This is a genomic window from Pseudomonas sp. HMSC057H01, assembly GCF_001836405.1.
Lineage (GTDB): Bacteria > Pseudomonadota > Gammaproteobacteria > Pseudomonadales > Pseudomonadaceae > Pseudomonas > Pseudomonas aeruginosa.
The window spans coordinates 139,780-157,754 of record NZ_KV828511.1 but is presented as its reverse complement, the minus strand read 5'-3'; the positions used below and the strand labels follow the sequence as shown (position 1 = coordinate 157,754).

At 62.6% G+C, this 17,975-nt stretch carries 15 protein-coding genes and 1 pseudogene; 8 read left to right on the top strand and 8 right to left on the bottom strand.

Translation table 11 applies throughout. From position 1 onward, the window contains the following. Positions 1–54 precede the first annotated feature (54 nt). The 4 genes from HMPREF2581_RS23550 (at position 55) to HMPREF2581_RS23535 (ending at position 4,489) form a co-directional block, all read left to right on the top strand. Entirely contained in the window at positions 55–378 is a 324-nt protein-coding gene (locus tag HMPREF2581_RS23550) for a hypothetical protein (protein ID WP_048272296.1), read from the top strand. A 228-nt stretch (positions 379–606) separates the two neighbouring features. Beyond that, positions 607–1,131 carry an RNA polymerase sigma factor gene (locus HMPREF2581_RS23545; protein ID WP_003109590.1) on the top strand — a complete coding sequence of 175 codons (525 nt, stop codon included), beginning with the start codon at positions 607–609 and terminating at the stop codon, positions 1,129–1,131. Then, a complete protein-coding gene (locus tag HMPREF2581_RS23540; protein WP_003140338.1) occupies positions 1,128–1,970 on the top strand; it encodes a FecR family protein in 843 nt (280 codons plus the stop codon). The genes HMPREF2581_RS23545 and HMPREF2581_RS23540 overlap by 4 nt, the downstream gene beginning before the upstream one ends. Before the next feature lie 77 nt (positions 1,971–2,047). Then, on the top strand, positions 2,048–4,489 hold the full coding sequence (locus HMPREF2581_RS23535; RefSeq protein ID WP_003086926.1) for a TonB-dependent receptor: 2,442 nt from the start codon (positions 2,048–2,050) through the stop codon (positions 4,487–4,489). Positions 4,490–4,648: 159 nt separating this feature from the next. Here HMPREF2581_RS23535 and HMPREF2581_RS23530 read toward each other — a convergent pair whose 3' ends face one another. Together HMPREF2581_RS23530 and HMPREF2581_RS23525 are read right to left on the bottom strand one after the other, a co-directional pair. Then, positions 4,649–5,485 (bottom strand): PhzF family phenazine biosynthesis protein, encoded by an 837-nt coding sequence (locus HMPREF2581_RS23530; RefSeq protein ID WP_003140336.1) that lies wholly within the window; start codon positions 5,483–5,485, stop codon positions 4,649–4,651. A gap of 299 nt (positions 5,486–5,784) precedes the next feature. After that, positions 5,785–6,429 (bottom strand): TetR/AcrR family transcriptional regulator, encoded by a 645-nt coding sequence (locus HMPREF2581_RS23525; RefSeq protein ID WP_016253668.1) that lies wholly within the window; start codon positions 6,427–6,429, stop codon positions 5,785–5,787. A gap of 111 nt (positions 6,430–6,540) precedes the next feature. Between HMPREF2581_RS23525 and HMPREF2581_RS23520 the strand changes: the two genes are divergently transcribed. Continuing rightward, entirely contained in the window at positions 6,541–7,434 is an 894-nt protein-coding gene (locus HMPREF2581_RS23520) for an NAD(P)/FAD-dependent oxidoreductase (protein ID WP_003086934.1), read from the top strand. A gap of 21 nt (positions 7,435–7,455) precedes the next feature. Next, positions 7,456–7,929 carry a methyltransferase family protein gene (locus tag HMPREF2581_RS23515; RefSeq protein WP_003140334.1) on the top strand — a complete coding sequence of 158 codons (474 nt, stop codon included), beginning with the start codon at positions 7,456–7,458 and terminating at the stop codon, positions 7,927–7,929. A 484-nt stretch (positions 7,930–8,413) separates the two neighbouring features. Here the strand turns inward: HMPREF2581_RS23515 and HMPREF2581_RS23510 are convergent, their stop codons facing one another. From HMPREF2581_RS23510 to HMPREF2581_RS23495, 4 genes are all read right to left on the bottom strand, one after another. Continuing rightward, positions 8,414–9,220 (bottom strand): oxidoreductase, encoded by an 807-nt coding sequence (locus HMPREF2581_RS23510; protein ID WP_003140332.1) that lies wholly within the window; start codon positions 9,218–9,220, stop codon positions 8,414–8,416. A 30-nt stretch (positions 9,221–9,250) separates the two neighbouring features. Continuing rightward, positions 9,251–12,340: an efflux RND transporter permease subunit gene (locus HMPREF2581_RS23505; protein ID WP_003140331.1), complete on the bottom strand. Its 3,090-nt coding sequence runs from the start codon at positions 12,338–12,340 to the stop codon at positions 9,251–9,253. Beyond that, a complete protein-coding gene (locus HMPREF2581_RS23500; protein WP_003140330.1) occupies positions 12,337–13,452 on the bottom strand; it encodes an efflux RND transporter periplasmic adaptor subunit in 1,116 nt (371 codons plus the stop codon). Before HMPREF2581_RS23500 ends, HMPREF2581_RS23505 begins: the two co-directional genes overlap by 4 nt. Positions 13,453–13,523: 71 nt before the next feature. Further along, complete coding sequence (locus HMPREF2581_RS23495) at positions 13,524–14,141, bottom strand: TetR/AcrR family transcriptional regulator (RefSeq protein WP_003133334.1); 618 nt, start codon at positions 14,139–14,141, stop codon at positions 13,524–13,526. A 102-nt stretch (positions 14,142–14,243) separates the two neighbouring features. Here HMPREF2581_RS23495 and HMPREF2581_RS23490 point away from each other — a divergent pair, with 102 nt between their 5' ends. Together HMPREF2581_RS23490 and HMPREF2581_RS23485 are read left to right on the top strand one after the other, a co-directional pair. Continuing rightward, positions 14,244–14,441 carry a hypothetical protein gene (locus tag HMPREF2581_RS23490; RefSeq protein ID WP_022580670.1) on the top strand — a complete coding sequence of 66 codons (198 nt, stop codon included), beginning with the start codon at positions 14,244–14,246 and terminating at the stop codon, positions 14,439–14,441. Continuing rightward, positions 14,404–14,814, top strand: a pseudogene (locus HMPREF2581_RS23485) (TolC family protein); the annotation flags it as partial. The gene HMPREF2581_RS23490 and the pseudogene HMPREF2581_RS23485, both read left to right, overlap by 38 nt. 162 nt (positions 14,815–14,976) lie before the next feature. On the opposite strand, the gene HMPREF2581_RS23480 reads toward HMPREF2581_RS23485, so the two are convergent. After that, positions 14,977–15,705, bottom strand: a complete 729-nt coding sequence (locus tag HMPREF2581_RS23480; protein WP_003140329.1) for a ribonuclease T2 family protein — start codon at positions 15,703–15,705, stop codon at positions 14,977–14,979. 471 nt (positions 15,706–16,176) lie between these two features. Then, positions 16,177–17,877, bottom strand: coding sequence for a phospholipase D-like domain-containing protein (locus HMPREF2581_RS23475; RefSeq protein WP_003140328.1), 1,701 nt, complete (start codon positions 17,875–17,877; stop codon positions 16,177–16,179). Between the last annotated feature and the right edge of the window lie 98 nt (positions 17,878–17,975).

Here is a 17,975-nt window from a genome sequence, read left to right as displayed (position 1 = left end):
TGCAGGAACACCTACGACCCGCTAACCAGAGACCAGCTTAAAAGGAGCTGACCCATGGCTAAGGCCGATGATACGTCGAATCCCGCAATAACCGCACAGTCCCCTTCCACCTTCATCCCCCTGCGACGCACCTCGCAATGCAACCAGCATCCCGGCTGCGCCACCCTCTACCTGGACTGCAGCGCAGCCAGCGAAGACCTGTTCGACACCGCCCGCCGCCGGCTGGAGTCGGCGATCGGAACGCTGAGCGTCCTCGACCTGCTCGACGAAACCGAAGAGCCCGGCGAAAGCATCTGCCGCATCACCGGTTCCCTGCTGTCGTTGCTCAGCGACGCCCTGTCGCTGTTCGAGGCGGAATACGCACGCAGACACCGATAACCGACGGAGGCGGTGCCCCCCGGCAAGGCCGGGGGGGGGAGTAGCGGGGCGAAAAGGGGATCCCTCTCCGCCCTGGCTCGGCAGTTGCGCGGGCGGGCGAAAGCCACCTGCCCGCTACGCACGCCAACCCAGGCAATCCCTGACGATGACCGGTCTTTCATCTGCGACTGTTTCTCATTTACACTCGTCCCCCATTCTTCGGAGCCAGGCTCCTTTCCTGGGTGCATCGTGCCGTTCGATCCCGCCAAGCCGACGCTGTTGTCCACATTGGTTCGTCACTACGAGGAACTGGTCGACCATGTTCGCCGGCGCTTCGGCGACCGGGGCATGGCGCGCGAAGTGGTGCACGACGTGTGCGTGCAGTTGCTCGAACGCGACGAGAAGGAGGACGTGCACACGCCCCTGGCCCTGCTGCGGAAAATCTCCCACGACACCGCCGTGAGCCGCTATCGTAGCGACCGTCGTCGAACCGCCTGGGTAGAAGCCGTCGCCGAGCTTCCGGAAGTCGCCTGCATGGCGGCGACGCCCATGGGTCGCCATGAGGCCGAGCGCGAGTTCCAGGCACTGGTCGACGCCATCGCCACGCTTCCTCCTCGCTGCCAGGCCGTTTTCGTCATGCACAAGATCCACGAAATTCCCCAGGCGCAAGTCGCCGACCGCCTCGGCATCTCCGTCAAGACCGTGGAAAAGCACCTGCGCCTCGGACTGGCGGCCTGCCGGGAACGGCTCGGCCGCGGCGAGGCACGGCCATGACCCAGCCCTCGAAACGGAATGGGCAGGTTCCGCTGGACGACGCCCTGGAGCGCCATCGCGACGCGCTGAAGGACCTGTTCCCGCTGCCGCCCTCCCGGCCGAAATCGCGCAAGGCAAGCAAGGCGGCCGGCGTCGCGCTATTGCTGGCGCTGGCCATCGGCGCCCTGACCTGGCTGGACCCGGCCTACAAGCGCGAGCGCTTCGCCACCGCCATCGGTGAGCGGCGCGACGTGACCCTGGCCGACGGCAGCCAGCTCCTGCTCGACAGCGGCAGCCAGATCGAGGTCAGTTGGCACCCGCTCAGCCGCCGGGTCGCGTTGCGCGCGGGGCAGGTGCTTTTCGAGGTATCCCCGGCGCGCTATCGGCCCTTCGTGGTGTCCGCGGGGTCGACCGACGTCCGCGTGCTCGGCACCCGGTTCAACGTGCGCCGCCTGGACGACGACGTCCGCGTGACCCTGGAGCGTGGCCGGGTGGAGGTCGGCACCTCGGCTACGGCGCAAGCGCCAGTCGTGCTCCTGCCGGGCCAGCAGGTCGATGCCATTGGCGGGCAACTGATGCCGCTGGCCAAGGTCGATGCCGCCACGGCGATGGCCTGGAAAGACGACCGCCTGGTCTTCGAGCGCACGCCCCTGGGCGAAGCCGTCGCGCTGCTACGCCATTACCGCAAGGCGCCCATTCTCCTGGACGACCCCAGCCTGGCCTCCCTCCGGCTGACCGGCGTCTTCGCCGCGCACAACGTCGACCGGCTGCTCGACCTGCTGCCGAGCATCCTTCCCGTGGCCGTGTCGCGGCAGGAGGACGGCAGTGTCGAGATCCAACGCAAATCGACTCGAAAATAATTCTCGGACGCAGGTAGGGTTTCCCGCGCGCCATGGCGGCTATCCAGGAAAAGCCAACCTGCATAGGAAATCGAGACGTGCATTTTTCCCTCCGCAGTCGCCACCTGCGTCCTTCATTGCTCGCCAGCAGCCTGCTCCTGGCGGTGTCGGCCCAGGGCCAGGAAAAGCTCGACGTGGATCTGCCCGCCGCGCCGCTCGGCCAGGCGATCAACGCCCTCGCGCAACAATCCTCGGTACAGATCCTTTTCGCCGGCGATCTCGGCGCCGGCCGCCAGGCGCCCGCGCTGAAGGGGCGTTTCACCCCCGAAGAGGCATTGCGCCAGTTGCTCAGGGACAGCGGCCTGAAGGCGCAGGCCAGGGACGAACATACCTTCATCGTCGTTCCGGCCAGCGAAGCCGCCGTGCCCGCTACGCAAGCCCGCAGCGAACCGCTGGACATGGAGCAGATGGAAATCACCGCCTCGCGCACCAGCAGCGACCTGGTCTCCGCCACGCGCCAGTCCACCGTCATCGAGCATGCCCAGCTGGAGGAGCTGCGCCAGGGCTCCGACAGCCTGGCCACCGTGCTGGCCAAGGCGGTGCCGGGGATGTCCGATTCCAGCCGCACCATCACCGAATACGGCCAGACCCTGCGCGGGCGCAGCATGCTGGTGATGGTCGATGGCGTGCCGCTGAACACCAATCGCGACTCCTCGCGCAACCTGGCCAACATTGACCCGGCACTGATCGAGCGGATCGAGGTGATCCGTGGCAGCAGCGCCATCTACGGCAGCGGCGCCACCGGCGGGATCATCTCCATCACCACGCGTCCGGCCGGCGGCGAGAACCGCGCGGAAACCCGCCTCAGCGCCACCTCGCCGCTGACCCGGCTGGGCAGCGATGGCCTCGGCGGCCAGTTCCAGCAATACTTCGCCGGCTCCCTGGGGGCGCTCGACTATTCGTTCGACTTCGGCACCCGCCACGTCGGCGCTTCCTACGACGCCCATGGCGACCGCATCGCCCCGGAACCCAGCCAGGGCGACCTGTTCGACTCGAACGTCTACAACATCGGCGGCAAGCTCGGCCTGCGCATCGACGAGAACCAGCGCGTGCAGCTCGCCCTCAGCCACTACGACGCCCGCCAGGACACCGACTACGCCACCGACCCGAGGGTCGCCAGGCTGCCGCCGGGCTCGGTCCCGGCCAACGCGATCAAGGGCCTGGAGCTGGACGAGCAGAACCGCATCCGCAACACCCTGGCGAACCTCGAGTACGAGAACCTCGACATCCTCGGCAGCCGGCTCTCCGCGCAGCTCTACTACCGCGACTACTTCACCCGCTTCACCCCGTTCGACGCCCGCGCCGTCTCCACCCGCGGCGGCAACGTCGACCAGATCATGCAGAACAGCGAAGTGTTCGGCAGCCGCCTGACCCTGCGCACGCCGCTGGGCGAAAGCGGCAATACCGAACTGGTCTGGGGCGGCGACTACAACCAGGAACGCAGCGACATGCCGCTCGACGTGTTCGACCCGGCGGCCTACGACGCCAGCGGCGGGCTGGTCTTCGACAAGATCGGCAAGCTCACCTACATGCCGCCGCTACGCACCCGCAGCGCCGGCGCGTTCGCCCAGTTGCAGCATCGCTTCGACGAACACTGGTCGATCGACGGCGGCCTGCGCTACGAATACTCCACCGCCGAATTCGACGACTTCATCCCGCTCTCCGAGTCCAAGGCCGCCTCGCCGGTGACCGTCAAGGGCGGCGACCTCGACTACGACGCGGTGCTGTCGAACCTCGGCATCGTCTATTCGCCGGTGGCTGGCCAGGAAATCTATGCCTCCTTCAGCCAGGGCTTCCAGCTGCCCGACGTCGGCATCCAGCTGCGCAACGCCCGCCGTGGCTTCGATATCGGCTCCTCGAACCTCGAACCGGTGAAGACCAACAACTACGAACTCGGCTGGCGCGGCGCCATCGGCGGCAACACCCTGGGCAGCCTGGCGCTGTTCTACACCACCTCCAAGCTGGGCGACGTGCAGAGCTTCAACAACGGCCTGATCCTCACCCGCACCAAGGAGCGCATCTACGGCGTCGAGGCCAGCGCCGACTGGCTCAGCGACGACGAAGTCTGGGGCGCGGGCGGCAGCGCCACCTGGATGCGCGGACGCGAGAAGCCGGACGGCAAGGACTGGCAGGACATGACCGGCTACCGCGTGCCGCCGCTGAAGCTGACCGCCTACCTGCAATACAAGCCGGATGCCGACTGGAACAACCGCCTGCAGGCCACCTTCTTCGACTCCAAGGACTACCGTCTCGACGGCGTGGAAAGCTTCGGCCGGCGCCAGGTCAGCACCTACACCACGGTCGACCTGGTCAGCCAGTACCGCATCACCCCCGACGACCAGTTGAGCCTGGGCATCCAGAACCTGTTCAACCGCGACTACTACCCGCTCTACAGCCAGTTGCTGCGCAACAACAACAACACCAGCCACCTGCCGGCGCCGGGCACGGTGCTGACGGCGAGCTATACGCACAACTGGTGAGGGGAGGGCGGAGCCACCGGGCCTGGGCGGCCCGGTGGGCAGGAAGGGTGCTTCCAGAGGAAAGGCGGCCCCGTTGTCATGGGCAGGCATTTCCGTCCAATGCCGGACGCCGATCCAGGTCGGCCAGGTAATGGGGAAGGACAGGGTACGCCGTCCCGCTCAGAACACGACCTGCCCCGACATGCCCGGCTGCACCTCACCGCCGATCCAGATATCGCCGCCGATCTGCTCGACGCTTATCCGCCCCCGGCGACCCAAGGCCGTGCCCTGGCTCGCCGTGTAGCGCCCGGGCATGACTCCCGTGCCGATCAGCCATTGCGCCAGGCTCGCGTTGAGGCTGCCGGTGACGGGGTCTTCATTGAGTTCCTCGCCCATGAAGGCGCGCACTTCCACATCCGCCTCCGCCTGGGGACCTTGCCAGGGTGCGACCACGCCCACGTTGAGCCCGTCGAGCTGCGCGTAGTCCGGGCGAATGGCCAGGACCTCGTCACGCGTGGCCAGCCGAACGGCGACCCAGCCGGGTCCGTTGTCCACCCATTGGCTGCCGAGTACCTGCCCCGGGGAAAGGCCAAGCCCGCTCTCGATCCGTCGCAACACCTCGTCTTCGACCGCTCCGCCACGAAGCAGGGGAGGCGCCGCGAACGACAGCAAGGCGCCCTTGCGGCGGATACGGATCAGGCCCGCCAGACACTCCTGGACGATCTCGTCAGCAGCATTGCCGCCCCCCTGGTTCAGCCAGACCTGGCAGCTCCCCAGCGTCGGATGCCCGGCAAAGGGCAACTCCCGCAGCGGGGTGAAGATTCTTACGCGGTAGTCTGCTTCGGCAGTGGTCGGCCGCAGCAGGAAGGTCGTCTCGCTCAATTGGGTCCAGGCGGCGAACTCGAGCATTTGCTGGCTGCTCAGGCGGTCGGCGCCAATCACCACGGCAACGGCGTTGCCTTTGAAGGGCTGTTCGGAGAAGACATCGACTTGCTCGAAGGGTAACGAAACCGGCATGGCGCCTCCTGGGGTTGTGGCGGGGGAGGATAGGGCAGGGGGCGGATGTCTGAAACCGGGGTGCGGACTTTCGAGGGGGCTTGGGGGCTCTCGTCAGGGGCTGCAATCGGCCAATAGCAGCCGCTCCTGGCCAGAGACAGCAGCTTGAAGGAGTCGACGAATCTATGGTCGATTCAGGCTACGATGTTGAGCACTTGCGCCAGTACTGCGACAGTTATCGGACGCAGCCTGTGATTCCGCTGCGGCCCCTAAAGCGCAAACACAAGCCTGGACCGAGCTGCCCCGGAGCAATTAAATGCTTATCCACCCGCGTGGTCGCTGCGACCGTGCGCGGCGATGAACATGGCGACGGCCGACCGGCAATAGGATTCTATTTCGTCCTCTGCTCTCGCCTGATCGAATCGGGCGATCATCAATAGATCGGAGCCTTTGAAGAGCGCGGCAAACAAGCGGGCGGCTTGGAGGGGATCGGGCACGTTGAGAAGCGCCTTCGCGTGAAGTTGGCGCAACAAGGCATCGATGTCGGCGATGACATGAGCGGCGCCGGCTTCGTAGTGGCACTTGCTCAGGGCGTTTTGACTCGTTTTATCGGCCATGACCATGGCTTCGATACTGCTGACGTCTGGTCTCAATAGCGTGCGCAGCAGTGATGTTCCCACCGCCATAAGTTGGTCTTCGACCGAACCTTCGACACCTTCAAGCAGGGCCTGTGGTGCAAACGACTGCTGGCAGCCGGCCGCGATGGCTGCGCTGAACAGCGCCTCCTTGTTCTCGAAACGTCTATAGATGCTGAGCTTGGATATCTTCGCCCGCTGGGCGACCTTGTCCAACGTCGTCGCTTGAAAACCCAATTCCACAAAAAGTTCGCTCGCGGCGTCGAGTATCGTTTGGGCAAGCGCCTCGTTGGTGGGCCGACCGCGCCGTGCCTGTATGGTTTCGGTCATGATATTGGTACTTTACAGTATCTTAATTTAAGATTTAGGATACCACTCAGTGTCTTAAATGAGCAATCCAAGGGCTTGGCTACAACCTGCCCTCCAGCGGAGCCCATCACCATGAATGACGTCATCATCATCGGCGGAAGTTTTGCAGGTCTCGCCGCCGCTTTGCAGCTCGGCCGTGCCCGTCGCAAGGTCATCGTTCTCGATACCGGTCGGCCGCGTAACCGCTTTGCCGGCCATTCGCATGGTCTGCTCGGTCACGATCACACGCCGCCGCTGGACATCCTGGCCGCGGCGCGGCAGCAGTTGACGCGCTATCCAACGGTCAGGCTAGTCAATGCCCGGGCAGAGAAGATTTCTGGCGTAATAGACGATTTCTGCGTTGTCACTGACGATCACGAAAGCCTAAAGGCCCGCCGCGTGATCCTGAGCTATGGCGTTGCCGATCAGATGCCTGATGTTCCAGGCTTTGCCGAGAGTTGGGGCACGTCCATCGTCCCCTGCCCCTATTGCGACGGCTTTGAAGCCGCCGGCCAGCATTGGGGCCTCGTGTGGTCCGGCCCGCAATCGCACAACCAGGTCAGGCTGTTCCTCGATTGGACCGACAGGTTGACTGTCTTTGCCGATGGTCACGACATTACACCTGATATCCAGGCCGATCTGGCGCACCGCAACATACCTGTCGTCGACGGACGGATCGTCGAGATCGCCCATCACCAGGGGCATATCGCTACCGTCAATCTCGACACTGGCTCCACTGTCGCGGTCGACATCCTGTTTGCTCATCCGCGCAACAAGCCGTCCGCAAACCTGCATGAATCGTTGGGCCTTGCCACGATGGATACGCCCACCGGCGTCGTGCTCAAGGTCGACGAGCGCCGCCAAACCAGCACGCCTGGCATCTATGCCGCCGGCGATCTCACCACCCCCATATTGCCCTCGGTCACCCAGGCATCATCGCAGGGCGCGATGGCGGGTATTTTCGCCCAGCAGTCGATGCTGGCTTGAGCCCATAGAGAGGAGATGAACATGGCCGTCGAGCCGGACAGCGCGGGGGTGCGCTTCCCTCCGCCCTTCATCTATCTGGGAGCGCTGCTGTTGGGGCTGGCGGCGGAGCGGTTCGTCGCCCTGCACTCTTTCGGCATCGATTGGTGGTTGCTGATCGCAATGGGCGCGCTGCCGTTCGCTGCCGGCGCGGTAATGATGCTTGCGGCGGCGGGGCTGTTCCGGCGTCTGGGCACCAACATTCCGCCGTCGCGACCAACGACCCTCATCGCAACGACCGGTCCCTATCGGTGGACCCGCAATCCCATGTATCTCGGCATGGCGCTTATCTATGCAGGCCTTGCGGTCGGCTTCGACGGACCGATCGCCTTCGCGTTGCTTCCGTTGGTGTTGGTCGCGATCCAGACGCAGGTGATCGCCCGCGAGGAGCGCTATCTCGAAGCAAAGTTCGGCGACGACTACCTCCGCTACAAGGCCGAGGTTCGCCGCTGGCTCTGACTATTCCGCAACTGCCGCCTGCGGGATTTTCTGATAACCAACACCGACTTTCTTGCCACGGCTACTGAATGGGCCCTGAGTTCGTAGATAACCAAGGGTCGCTTCTGGCCGGAAGCTGACACTAGTGGCGGGCAGCTACGGCCGTAATCGGACGCTCCAACCAATGTCAGAATCTAAGCTGACATCGCAAGTAGAGCGATAAAATGAAGTTCGTCTTCGCTTTGGGCACTTAGAGTTTCGATGTCTTAGACACGTCCAAATGGCCTATGCATAGACTTGGGCGAAGATTTCGACGGCTGCAGCTAGCCGCGCTTTGCTAACTGCCGAGGGGCTGCTGCAGTCTAGGCCCGAGTGGCCGGCCTGCAGGCGCGTCCATACCGTCTCGCTGCCACAGCATAGAGGGCTGACGATGCCCAGGCCGGTAACGACGATACGTGTGCTGTGTTCTCTGTGCATGGTGTGGTCTCGTACGTGAAGAGGTGAATCAGCCGAGGCCGAAGGTCTTGCGCAGGCCCGAGTCGACTGGGCCTGCCGGCATAAAGCGGCGCAGGCGTCTGAGCAGGGTGGCCTCGCCTTTGGGGGTGTGGCGCATTTTCCACGCGCCCAGGGCGGCCTCGACGATGGTCGCGGCGACCGCATCGGGCAAAGGTGCCTTCTGCACGTTCATCTGGATGGCCTGGGAGACGGTTGCCCGCTCGCTGTCGTAGGTAGCGATACGCAGGGCGGCCTGTGGCGCGTTGAGGTCGAGGCTGGTCTTGGTGAACGAAGGCTCGACCAACGCGACGCGAATGCCGAAGCGCCGCACCTCGTGATCCAGGGTCTCGGACAAACCCTCCACTGCATGTTTGGAAGCCGAGTACAGGCCCATGTAGGGTGCTGGCAGGAAGCCGAGCACCGAACTGACGTTGACGATGCGCCCTGCGCTTTGCTTGCGCATCTGCGGCAGTACCGCCTGGGTAACGCGCAGGACGCCGAAGACGTTGGTGTCGAACAGCGCCTGGGCCTCGTCGATGGCGGTTTCCTCTGTCGCACCGAGCAGTGTGGTGCCAGCATTGTTGACCAGTACGTCGATGCGCCCAGCTTCTGCAATCACATGTTCGATGCTCTGGCGAATCGAGGCTTCGTCACGAATATCCAGGTGAATCAGCTCGACACCGGGGATGGCCTGCGCAGTGGCCGGGTTGCGCACGCTGCCGAACACGCGGCAACCGCGTCCGGCGAACTGTTCGGCCGCCGTGCGACCGATGCCTGATGACACGCCGGTTATGACGACCACTGGGAAGTTGGGCATGGCAGTTACTCTCGATCAGGGAAGGGCTGTTCATGCAGGTTGTGCCTGCGCGAGTGGCTCGTGGGGGATGGGGCGGATGCCGAACCAGATGGCGTACATGGTCGGCAGGAACACCAGGGTCAGCACGGTGCCGGCGAAGGTGCCGCCGATCAGGGTGTAGGCGAGGGTGCCCCAGAACACGGAATGCGTAAGTGGGATGAACGCCAGGATCGCCGCCAGCGCGGTGAGGATCACCGGCCGAGCGCGTTGCACGGTGGCTTCGACCACGGCGCGGAACGGATCGAGACCCGCCGCTTCGTTCTGGCGAATCTGCCCGATCAGGATCAGCGTGTTACGCATGAGGATGCCGGACAGCGCGATCAGCCCGACCAGCGCGTTGATGCCGAACGGCTGCTGGAACAGGATCAGCGTCGGCACTACGCCGATCAGCCCCAGCGGGCTGGTGAGAAAGACCATGATCATCGCGGCGATCGAGCGCACCTGCAGGATGATGATGATCAACGTGACGGCCAGCATGATCGGGAACAGCGGCAGCATGGCCTTGCTGGCTTTGCCCGATTCCTCGATGGAGCCCGCTTGCTCGATGCGATAGCCGCTCGGCAGCCTGTCGATGATGGGTTGCAACTGCTGGCTGATGGCGGTCGACACGTCTGGCGGTTGCAAGCCTTCGGCGATATCGCCACGCACTGTGATAGTCGGCACCCGGTCGCGCCAGCGCATGATCGGCTCTTCCATGCGTACCTCCACTTCGCCAATCTGCGACAGCGGGATGCGCTGACCATTGGCGCCGGCCAGGGTGAAATCCATCACCCGTGCCGGGTCGAGGCGAATATCGCCAGCGGCACGGGCCATGACCTGCACCGTGCGGATGTCTTCGCGTACGGCGGTGACGGGCACGCCGCTGAGCAAAAACTGCAGCTGCTGCGCAACGGCACTGGAGGTTAGCCCCACCGCTTGCAGGCGATCTTGCTGCAGATTGAAGTGCAGCGTGGGAGCGCGGGTGCCCCAGTCGGTATTGACCGTCCGCATCAGCGGGCTGGCATCCATCACTTGGCGCACCTCGCTGGCGATCTCGCGCAGGCGTTGCGGATCCGGGCCGCTAATCCGGTAGGCCACCGGGTAGGGCGAGTAGGGGCCGAACACCAATTGACTGACGCGCACCTGCGCCTCGCTGGCCAGACCCTCGGCAATCGCCTTGCGCAGCCTGTGCTTGAGTGCCTCGCGCTCATCCGGGTTGTCGGTGCGTACGACGATCTTGGCGAACGACGGATCCGGCAGTTCCGGGCTCATGGCCATGAAGAAGCGCGGTGCGCCCTGGCCGATGTACGCCGTGACGATCTTCGCCTCTGCCTGCTGGGCCAGCCAGGCTTCGACTTTTTCCGCAGCTGCGCTGGTCTGGAGGATCGAGGTGCCATAAGGCATCTGTACCTCGACCATGACTTCGGGGCGGTCGGAGATGGGGAAGAACTGTTTCTTGACCAGCGCCATGCCGAGCACGGCCGTCACGAACAGCCCTATCACTGAACCTGCGACCAGCCACTTGTGGGCGATCACCTTACCCAGAATCCGACGAAAGTGGTTGTAGCGCGGAGTGTCGTAGATGGCGTCGTGACCGCCCTCGACCTTCTTGATCTCGGGCAGCAGCTTGACGCCGAAGTACGGCGTGAAGATCACCGCGACCAGCCAGGAAGCGATCAGCGCGATGCCGACGATCCAGAACATGTTGCTGGTGTATTCGCCGGCCGTGGAGCGGGCGAAGCCGTTGGGCATGAAGCCGACGGCGGTAACCAGGGTGCCGGAGAGCATCGGCGCCGCTGTGTGGCTCCAGGCATAGGCGGAGGCCCGCACACGGTCGTAGCCTTCCTCCATCTTCACCACCATTATCTCGATGGCGATGATGGCGTCGTCTACCAGCAGGCCAAGGGCGAGGATCAGCGAGCCCAGGGTTATGCGGTCGAAGTTCTTGCCAGTGGCGGCCATCACCACGAAGACCATCGCCAGGGTCAGCGGCACTGCCACCGCGACTACCACGCCGACGCGCCAGCCCATGCTGACGAAGCACACCAGCATCACCACCAGCAGCGCGACGAAGAACTTGATCATGAACTCGTCGACGGACGCGCTGATGTTGACGGCCTGGTCGGTGACCTTGCTCAGGCTCATGCCCAGCGGCAGCTCAGCGTTGATCTGCTGCACTTCATCGTTCAAGGCCTTGCCCAGGTCGAGCCCGTTCCAGCCTTCACGCATGATGATGCCGAGCAACAGGGCCGGTTCGCCGCCGTTGCGAATCAGAAAGGTGGCCGGGTCTTCGTAGCCGCGCTTGACCGTGGCAACATCGGAAAGCTTCAAGGTGCGGCCTTGGGCGATGATCGGAGTGTCACGAATCTTCTCTAGCTCATCGAAGGCACCGTCCAGACGCAGGAACACGTCGGGGCCACGGGTTTCCACGGAGCCGGCCGGGGTCAGGGCGTTCTGCCCGTTGAGCGCGGCGAACACGTCCTGGGGACCGATGCCCAGGGTGGCCAGGCGCTCGTGGGAGAACTCGACGAAGATGCGCTCGGCCTGTTCGCCGATGATGTTGACCTTCTTCACGCCCGGTACATGCAGCAGGCGCTGACGCAGGGTCTCGGCGTCGCGCACCAGGTGGCGTTGCGGCTCGCCCCTGGCTTTGAGCGCGAACAGGGCGAAGGTGACGTCCGAATACTCATCGTTGACCAGCGGGCCGATCACCCCGGTAGGCAGCGTCTTGGCCTCGTCGCTGATCTTCTTGCGCGCCTGGTAGAACTCCTCGAGCACCTCCGAGGGTGGGGTGGTGTCGAGCAGCGACAGGGTGGTGAAGGCCAGCCCCGGGCGTGTATAGGTTTCGCTGCGGTCGTACCAGCGCAGTTCCTGCAGGCGCTTCTCGATCTTCTCGGCGACCTGATCCTGCATTTCCTGGGCGGTGGCGCCCGGCCAGGCGGTGACGATGGTCATGACCTTGATGGTGAAGGCCGGGTCTTCGGCACGCCCCAGCTTGAAGAAGGCGACGAGACCCGCCAGGGAGATCAGGCAGACCAGGAACAGGGTGACGGAGCGCTCGCGCACGGCGAGGGCGGAGAGGTTGAAACGACTTTCGCTCATGGCTGGCCTTTCTCGACTGCCGCCACGGTGGCCGGCTCGGCCAGGCGAACGGCCTGGCCGTCGTGCAGCAGGTGCGCGCCCAGGGCGACGATCTGGTCGCCCGGCTTGATCGCGCCGCTGATGCGGGCGCTCTCATCATCCAGCGACTGAACGTTTACGGGCGTCCACGCCACCTCTACGGGCTCTCCGCGAATCATCCAGATGCCAGGCCCGTTGCCTGCGTCGTACAGCGCGGCGATGGGCACCTGCACTGTGCTTGGTGAAGCAGTTTGCGGATCGCTGATTTGCACGGTGATGGTGGTGCCCAGCGGCGCGTCGGACAGCTCGCCTTCGAGCACGTAACGCGCCTCGAAAGTGCGGGTCTGGCGGTCGGCGACATCCGACAGCTGGCGCAGTCGGGTGGCGACGCTGACGTCTTGCCTGCCGAAGAGCTTGGCCTCAGCGCTGGAACCGACTGCTGGACGCAGGGTTTCCGGCAGTTGCACCAGGGCTTCGCGTGGGCCGGCATGTGCAAGCCGTACCACGGCCTGGCCGGCGCTGACCACCTGGCCTGGCTCGGCCAGTGTCTCCATGACGATACCGTCGGCATCGGCGAGCAGCTCGGCGTAGCGGGTGGCGTTACCGGCAACCTTGGCTTGGGCCTCGGCTGCACTGAGTTGCGCGCGAGCCGCATCCGCCGCTGCCTTGTATTGGTCGTAGGCAGATGCCGATACCGCGCCAGTGCCGCGCAGGGCGCGGTAACGAGCTTCGTCATCGCTGGCCTGCTGAGCCCGTGCCCGCGCTGCGGTCACCGCCTCGCGCTGGGCATGGGCGGCGAGTTGCAGGTCGATAGGATCGAGGCGCAAAAGCACCTGGCCACGCTTGACGGTCTGGCCGGTATCGACCAGGCGCTGCAACACCTTGCCGGACACGCGGAAACCCAGGTCGCTCTGCACCCTGGCCGCGACGATGCCGGTGAAGGCGCGCGATGTAGCGGTTGCCGACTGGATGGTGGTGATGCGAACCAGTGGCGCGTCAGTGCGGGGATCGGGGGGCGTCTGGTCGCTACAGGCGAGCAGCACGAACGGAATTACACCGACCAGGGGGGACAGAAGGAGGTTGCGCCGGCGCATGAGGAACCCGTTGCGAAGCCGTAGGGAGCCTCACTTTGATTCTTGTGACCAATTTAGTCAATAGTCACTAATCAGGGTGACAGACTGCGCAACACCAGGCTGGACAGCAGGGCCGGCGCTTCATCGGTGGTTTCGAGCCCGTACTGGAGCAGCAGCGGGTTGAAATAGGGGCGCATGATCAGGTGGATCGCGCGGGTGGTTTCATCCAGAGGCGTCTTGCGCTCGAAGTCGCCGCTCTGCCGGCCCTGCTGCAGGATCTCGCGAAGGGTCTGCTCGATGAAGCCTTCGTAGAGCAGGGTTGCCGGCCAGCGCCCGGAGGCGGCGGAGGCGGCGATTTCGTAGAGTTTGCGATCCTGGAAGAACAGCCGCAGGCAGGCTTCCATCAGCACCTTGAGCATGCGCCTCAGCTTCTCCGGCGGGCTGTCCACCTCATGGATGGCAGCATTCACCTCGGTCTGTATCTGCTGCAGGCAGCTCGAGCAGATCATCTCGCCGATGGCCTGCTTGGACTCGAAGAACTTGTAGATATAGGCCTTGGAAAAACCGATGGCCTTGGCCAGGTCGGAAACCGTGGTCTTCTCGTAGCCATACAGGCGGAAGTGCTCGGTCGCCGCTGCCACGATCTGATCACGCACCTCGTGATCCACCGGACCACGTGCTGCAACTTTGGGGGAGGGGGTCTTGTTCATGGGGGATAGCCTACAGAGCGGCAGGGTGATAGACAATTAGTGACCAAAAAGTATTATGGTCACAATTTCTGCAATCTCCTCCCTTGCCCTGGAAGAACATCCATGCTGTCGAAGCGACTCCTCGTTGTACTGATCAGTACCGACCTGGTGGCAGGCTGCGCGGTTGGCCCCGATTACCAGCGTCCCGAGATTTCCCTGTCCGAGCGCTTCCTGGGGCAGGAGGCTGTCGAGCAGCGGCCTGTGAGTTCCATGGGCGATTTGATCGATTGGTGTGCTGGGGCTGCGTTGGCGCCTGTTTGACTTCGGCCGCATCGATGCCCAGATCGACCTGGCCAAAGGGCAGGAAGCCGAGCAACTGGCGGCTTACCGCCTCGCCGTGCTGCGCGCCACCGAGGACGTGGAAAACGCCTTCTCGGCACTGGTCAAGCGTGAGCAGCAGGCCAACGTGCTTGAGCAGGGCGTGGATTCGCTCAGCCGCGCGCGGCAGGCATCGTTCGAGGCCTACCAGCAGGGCGTCGTCAGCTTGATCGAAGTGCTGCAGGCCGACGACAACCTGCTGCGCGCCGCCGATGCCCGAGCCCAGGCGCAAACCGAGTCGGCCCGCACTGGCGTTGCGGCATTCAAAGCGTTGGGCGGTGGCTGGAAGGTGCCCGAGGCGCTTGCGGCCAAGTGATTGCAATGCTGTATCAGGTAGTTGCTTTGTGCTGATCTTCAGTAACTAGTGATGGCGATGCCGACAGTCCGTTATTGGCCGTAGCTGCCCGCCACTAGTGTCAGCTTCCGGCCAGAAGCGGACAGTCGAAGAACTTATCAGATGTCAAAAAACTAGCGAGCGTTACTCCAGCGGTGGGCAACTCATTGGAGTGAAGTTCACGTCGTAGCAGACGTAGAACTCGTTGCCGTCGATCTGGATCTCCTTGTCCGCAAGAGAGGGATTCTTTTCCTTGAGCCACTGGAGCAGCTCCTTGTCTGGTAGCCGGCTTTCGGGTAAGGAAAGGTCTGCGAAAAGCTGGCCTTGTCTCGAGAAGTATTCCGACGCCGATGCGAAGTTACATGCTCCGTGTTTTTCCCACTCTCCCTGCAGGAGCGCCGCCCCCGGGGATTGGCATAGGTGGCTTTTGATCTCCTCGTAATCGACAGCAGGAAGGTCGCCTCGGCATAGCCGTGGATGGGTCTGGATTGCCTTCCAGTCCCGGCAGTCTTCCCAGTTTTTACCATTGCAGGTCTGTGCCCAAAGCCCATGGAGGATCCACCCAAACTTGTTATTGGAAAAGCATTGGAATGCGTTCCTATTACGGACGGTTTCAGCAGCTTCAAACTTCCCCTTCTTCTTTAGGTTTTCGATCTCCTTCGCCTTTTCCGCACAGTGGGCTCCTGACCAGTTTATGGCGAGCTTGTAGTAGTCAGTCGTCGCGGAGTCATTTTTCCCGTAACTGTCCCGGTTCGTGTTGTAGTCGTAGCCGCTTTCGGCCTTTTCAGGAAGGATACAACTGGGAGCAGCGTGCGCGACGAAGACCATATGCGCCATAACGAAGCCGAGGAGGAATTGAGGAACTCTGATCATTGCGCCCTCCTTGGTGGGAGCCTGAATGGCTTATTCCAATCTATATCCGTTCCGCATGTAAGCGGGGACTACCATGCTCACTGAGTTGAGCGTCACGATCCTGCCATGTTGAATTCCACCAGCCCGGGTCAAGCGCTACCGGTTCTAACCGTCAGCAGGTTCAAAGCTCTCGCCACAAGCCGCGGCAGCCCAGAAGAAGTACAGCAGATCAGAGACGACCACATTGGTATTTTTCATGGATGCGAGGGCGAAACTCTCACCTCGGCCTGGGTCAGAAGCAGTCAGGCGGTAACGAGTGACTGCCCGTCTCGTAAACGACGATTCGCTAGGTCGTCGAAGATATCTACTTTCGTCTGTCGCCTCCGCAACTAAGGCGCTCTCAACGCTATTACCCGTTCGAGGTCGGTGCGCAAGCCGTCCATGGCTCCCCAGTTCTCAATGGAGAGGTGGAAGCAGGACGGGCTTCCGCTGCTACTGACTGAACAGCTTGCGATCCCGTTCCTTGTGGTGCCCCTTTCTGTAGTAAGAGGCGAACCATGGATCCTCTCCCTCAGTTGGTGGTTTTGCCAAGTGTATTGGGGGGGCATTCTCGCCAGGCTTGGTCTTTACCCTGAAATGGAAATGGTCGAAGAGGCGCAGTGCTTCGATTGCGTAGACGATAGCAATCCGGCGGTCCTCGATGCATATCAGGTGATCACCATTCTCCTTCTCGCCGCCGGCTGCCAGATTCGACGAGCCGGTGAAAACGACAGGGCGCTTTCCATTGAAGTCCGTCACGACGAACTTGTGATGGACCATATTGGAAAATTCAGTTGTGTCGCCGTTCCACTCCGATTTGAAAGGCTCTGGAGCGGTTTCTCCGAGGTATGCAAAGGGAAGCAGGCCGACACTTCCATCAGGCTTCGTGACGGAGAGACCACCTGTTCGCTGCGCAACACCATAGGAGAACAAGGAGCGCTGCATAAGCGCCTCAAGCTCATTGCGCACTGTGCCTTTGAGGATGTTCAGGAATACCACCGAATACAGAACTGAGCTGTCGGCTTGCGCAATTGCATCAGCGACCGGGTCTAGTGACAGGCCACTATCCGTGTGTGGAGAGAAGCATAGGGACACTCGCGATTCGGGTTCATCACGAACGACCCACCATTGCTTCGATAGCTGGTTTTCTCTGAAATCTTTAGAGGTGTTCCAGTACGCATCAAACAGCTCGCTGAATTTTTCGGATACCGTTGCATCCTCGAACAAGAGTGCGTTGTTTGCCTGGATGTAGAGGCCGCGCATGGCGAAGTTGGTCGAACCGGCCAGCACCTTCGCGGCCGAGCCGTCTGCTCGGCGCACGAGGAGCACCTTGTTGTGCTGTTGGCGACGGAAGTGCATGCGCTTCACTTGTGCGCCCTTCTGTTTTAGGCGGTTAGCGCTGATGGTCTCGCAAGAATCTGGATCTCCCTGCTCATCATGGTCGTCGATGATTACCCGGAGGCGATTACCAAGACGCTCCAAGCGCTGGAGGATGTCTGGCTCCTTGCATTCGTACACGAGCGCGTCCAGGCGGAGGCCCGGATCATGCTCAACCTCCTCGAGCGTTTGCAGGATCAACCGGCGAGCTTCAAAACCCAGCCACTCATAGTGCTTCTGGAATGGGGTCATGTCGTGGTTGAGGTACTTTTCTGCTGGCGTCCCACGCGGTGGGAGGATCCCTTTGTCGTTCTCGAAACGATCTGCGTAGGCTTGTGAGCTAGCGAAGCCGCGAGTAAACCCTACGTTCACAAAGTCCTCAATCGTCTGTGGTGACAGCGAGATTTTTCCCGTCACTTGCGGTCCGTTGTGCAGCGTCTCGTTTTCAGACATGTACCGTGCTGTAACGCGGTATTCGAAGTTGCCCTCCGGAGTTTCGGTGGGAACGTGTATCCAGCGGAATTTCTGGAGCGGTGCTTCAGTGGACTTATAGGTCCGCTCTCTATGCTCAGTCGGTGGGTATTCGAAATGCAGGCGATTTCGGATTGCCCCCCACTTCAGGGAACCTGGGTATCGCACCTCGATGGTGAAGCCAACGAAATCTCGGGTAGCCCTCTCTTCATCGAGATCGAATGCGAGCAGAGCCGCTCCTTCGCCGCGATACAGTTTCAGAGTAAGGCCATCTGACGTGTTCTTGCTTTCGTAGCTGGAAACCATGACCACACCCACCTCGAGTCCACTCGACGAGTTAGGTCTAGCACAATTTTGATCAACCTTTTCTGCCCAACCTACCTATGTTGACAAACGGAAAGAAC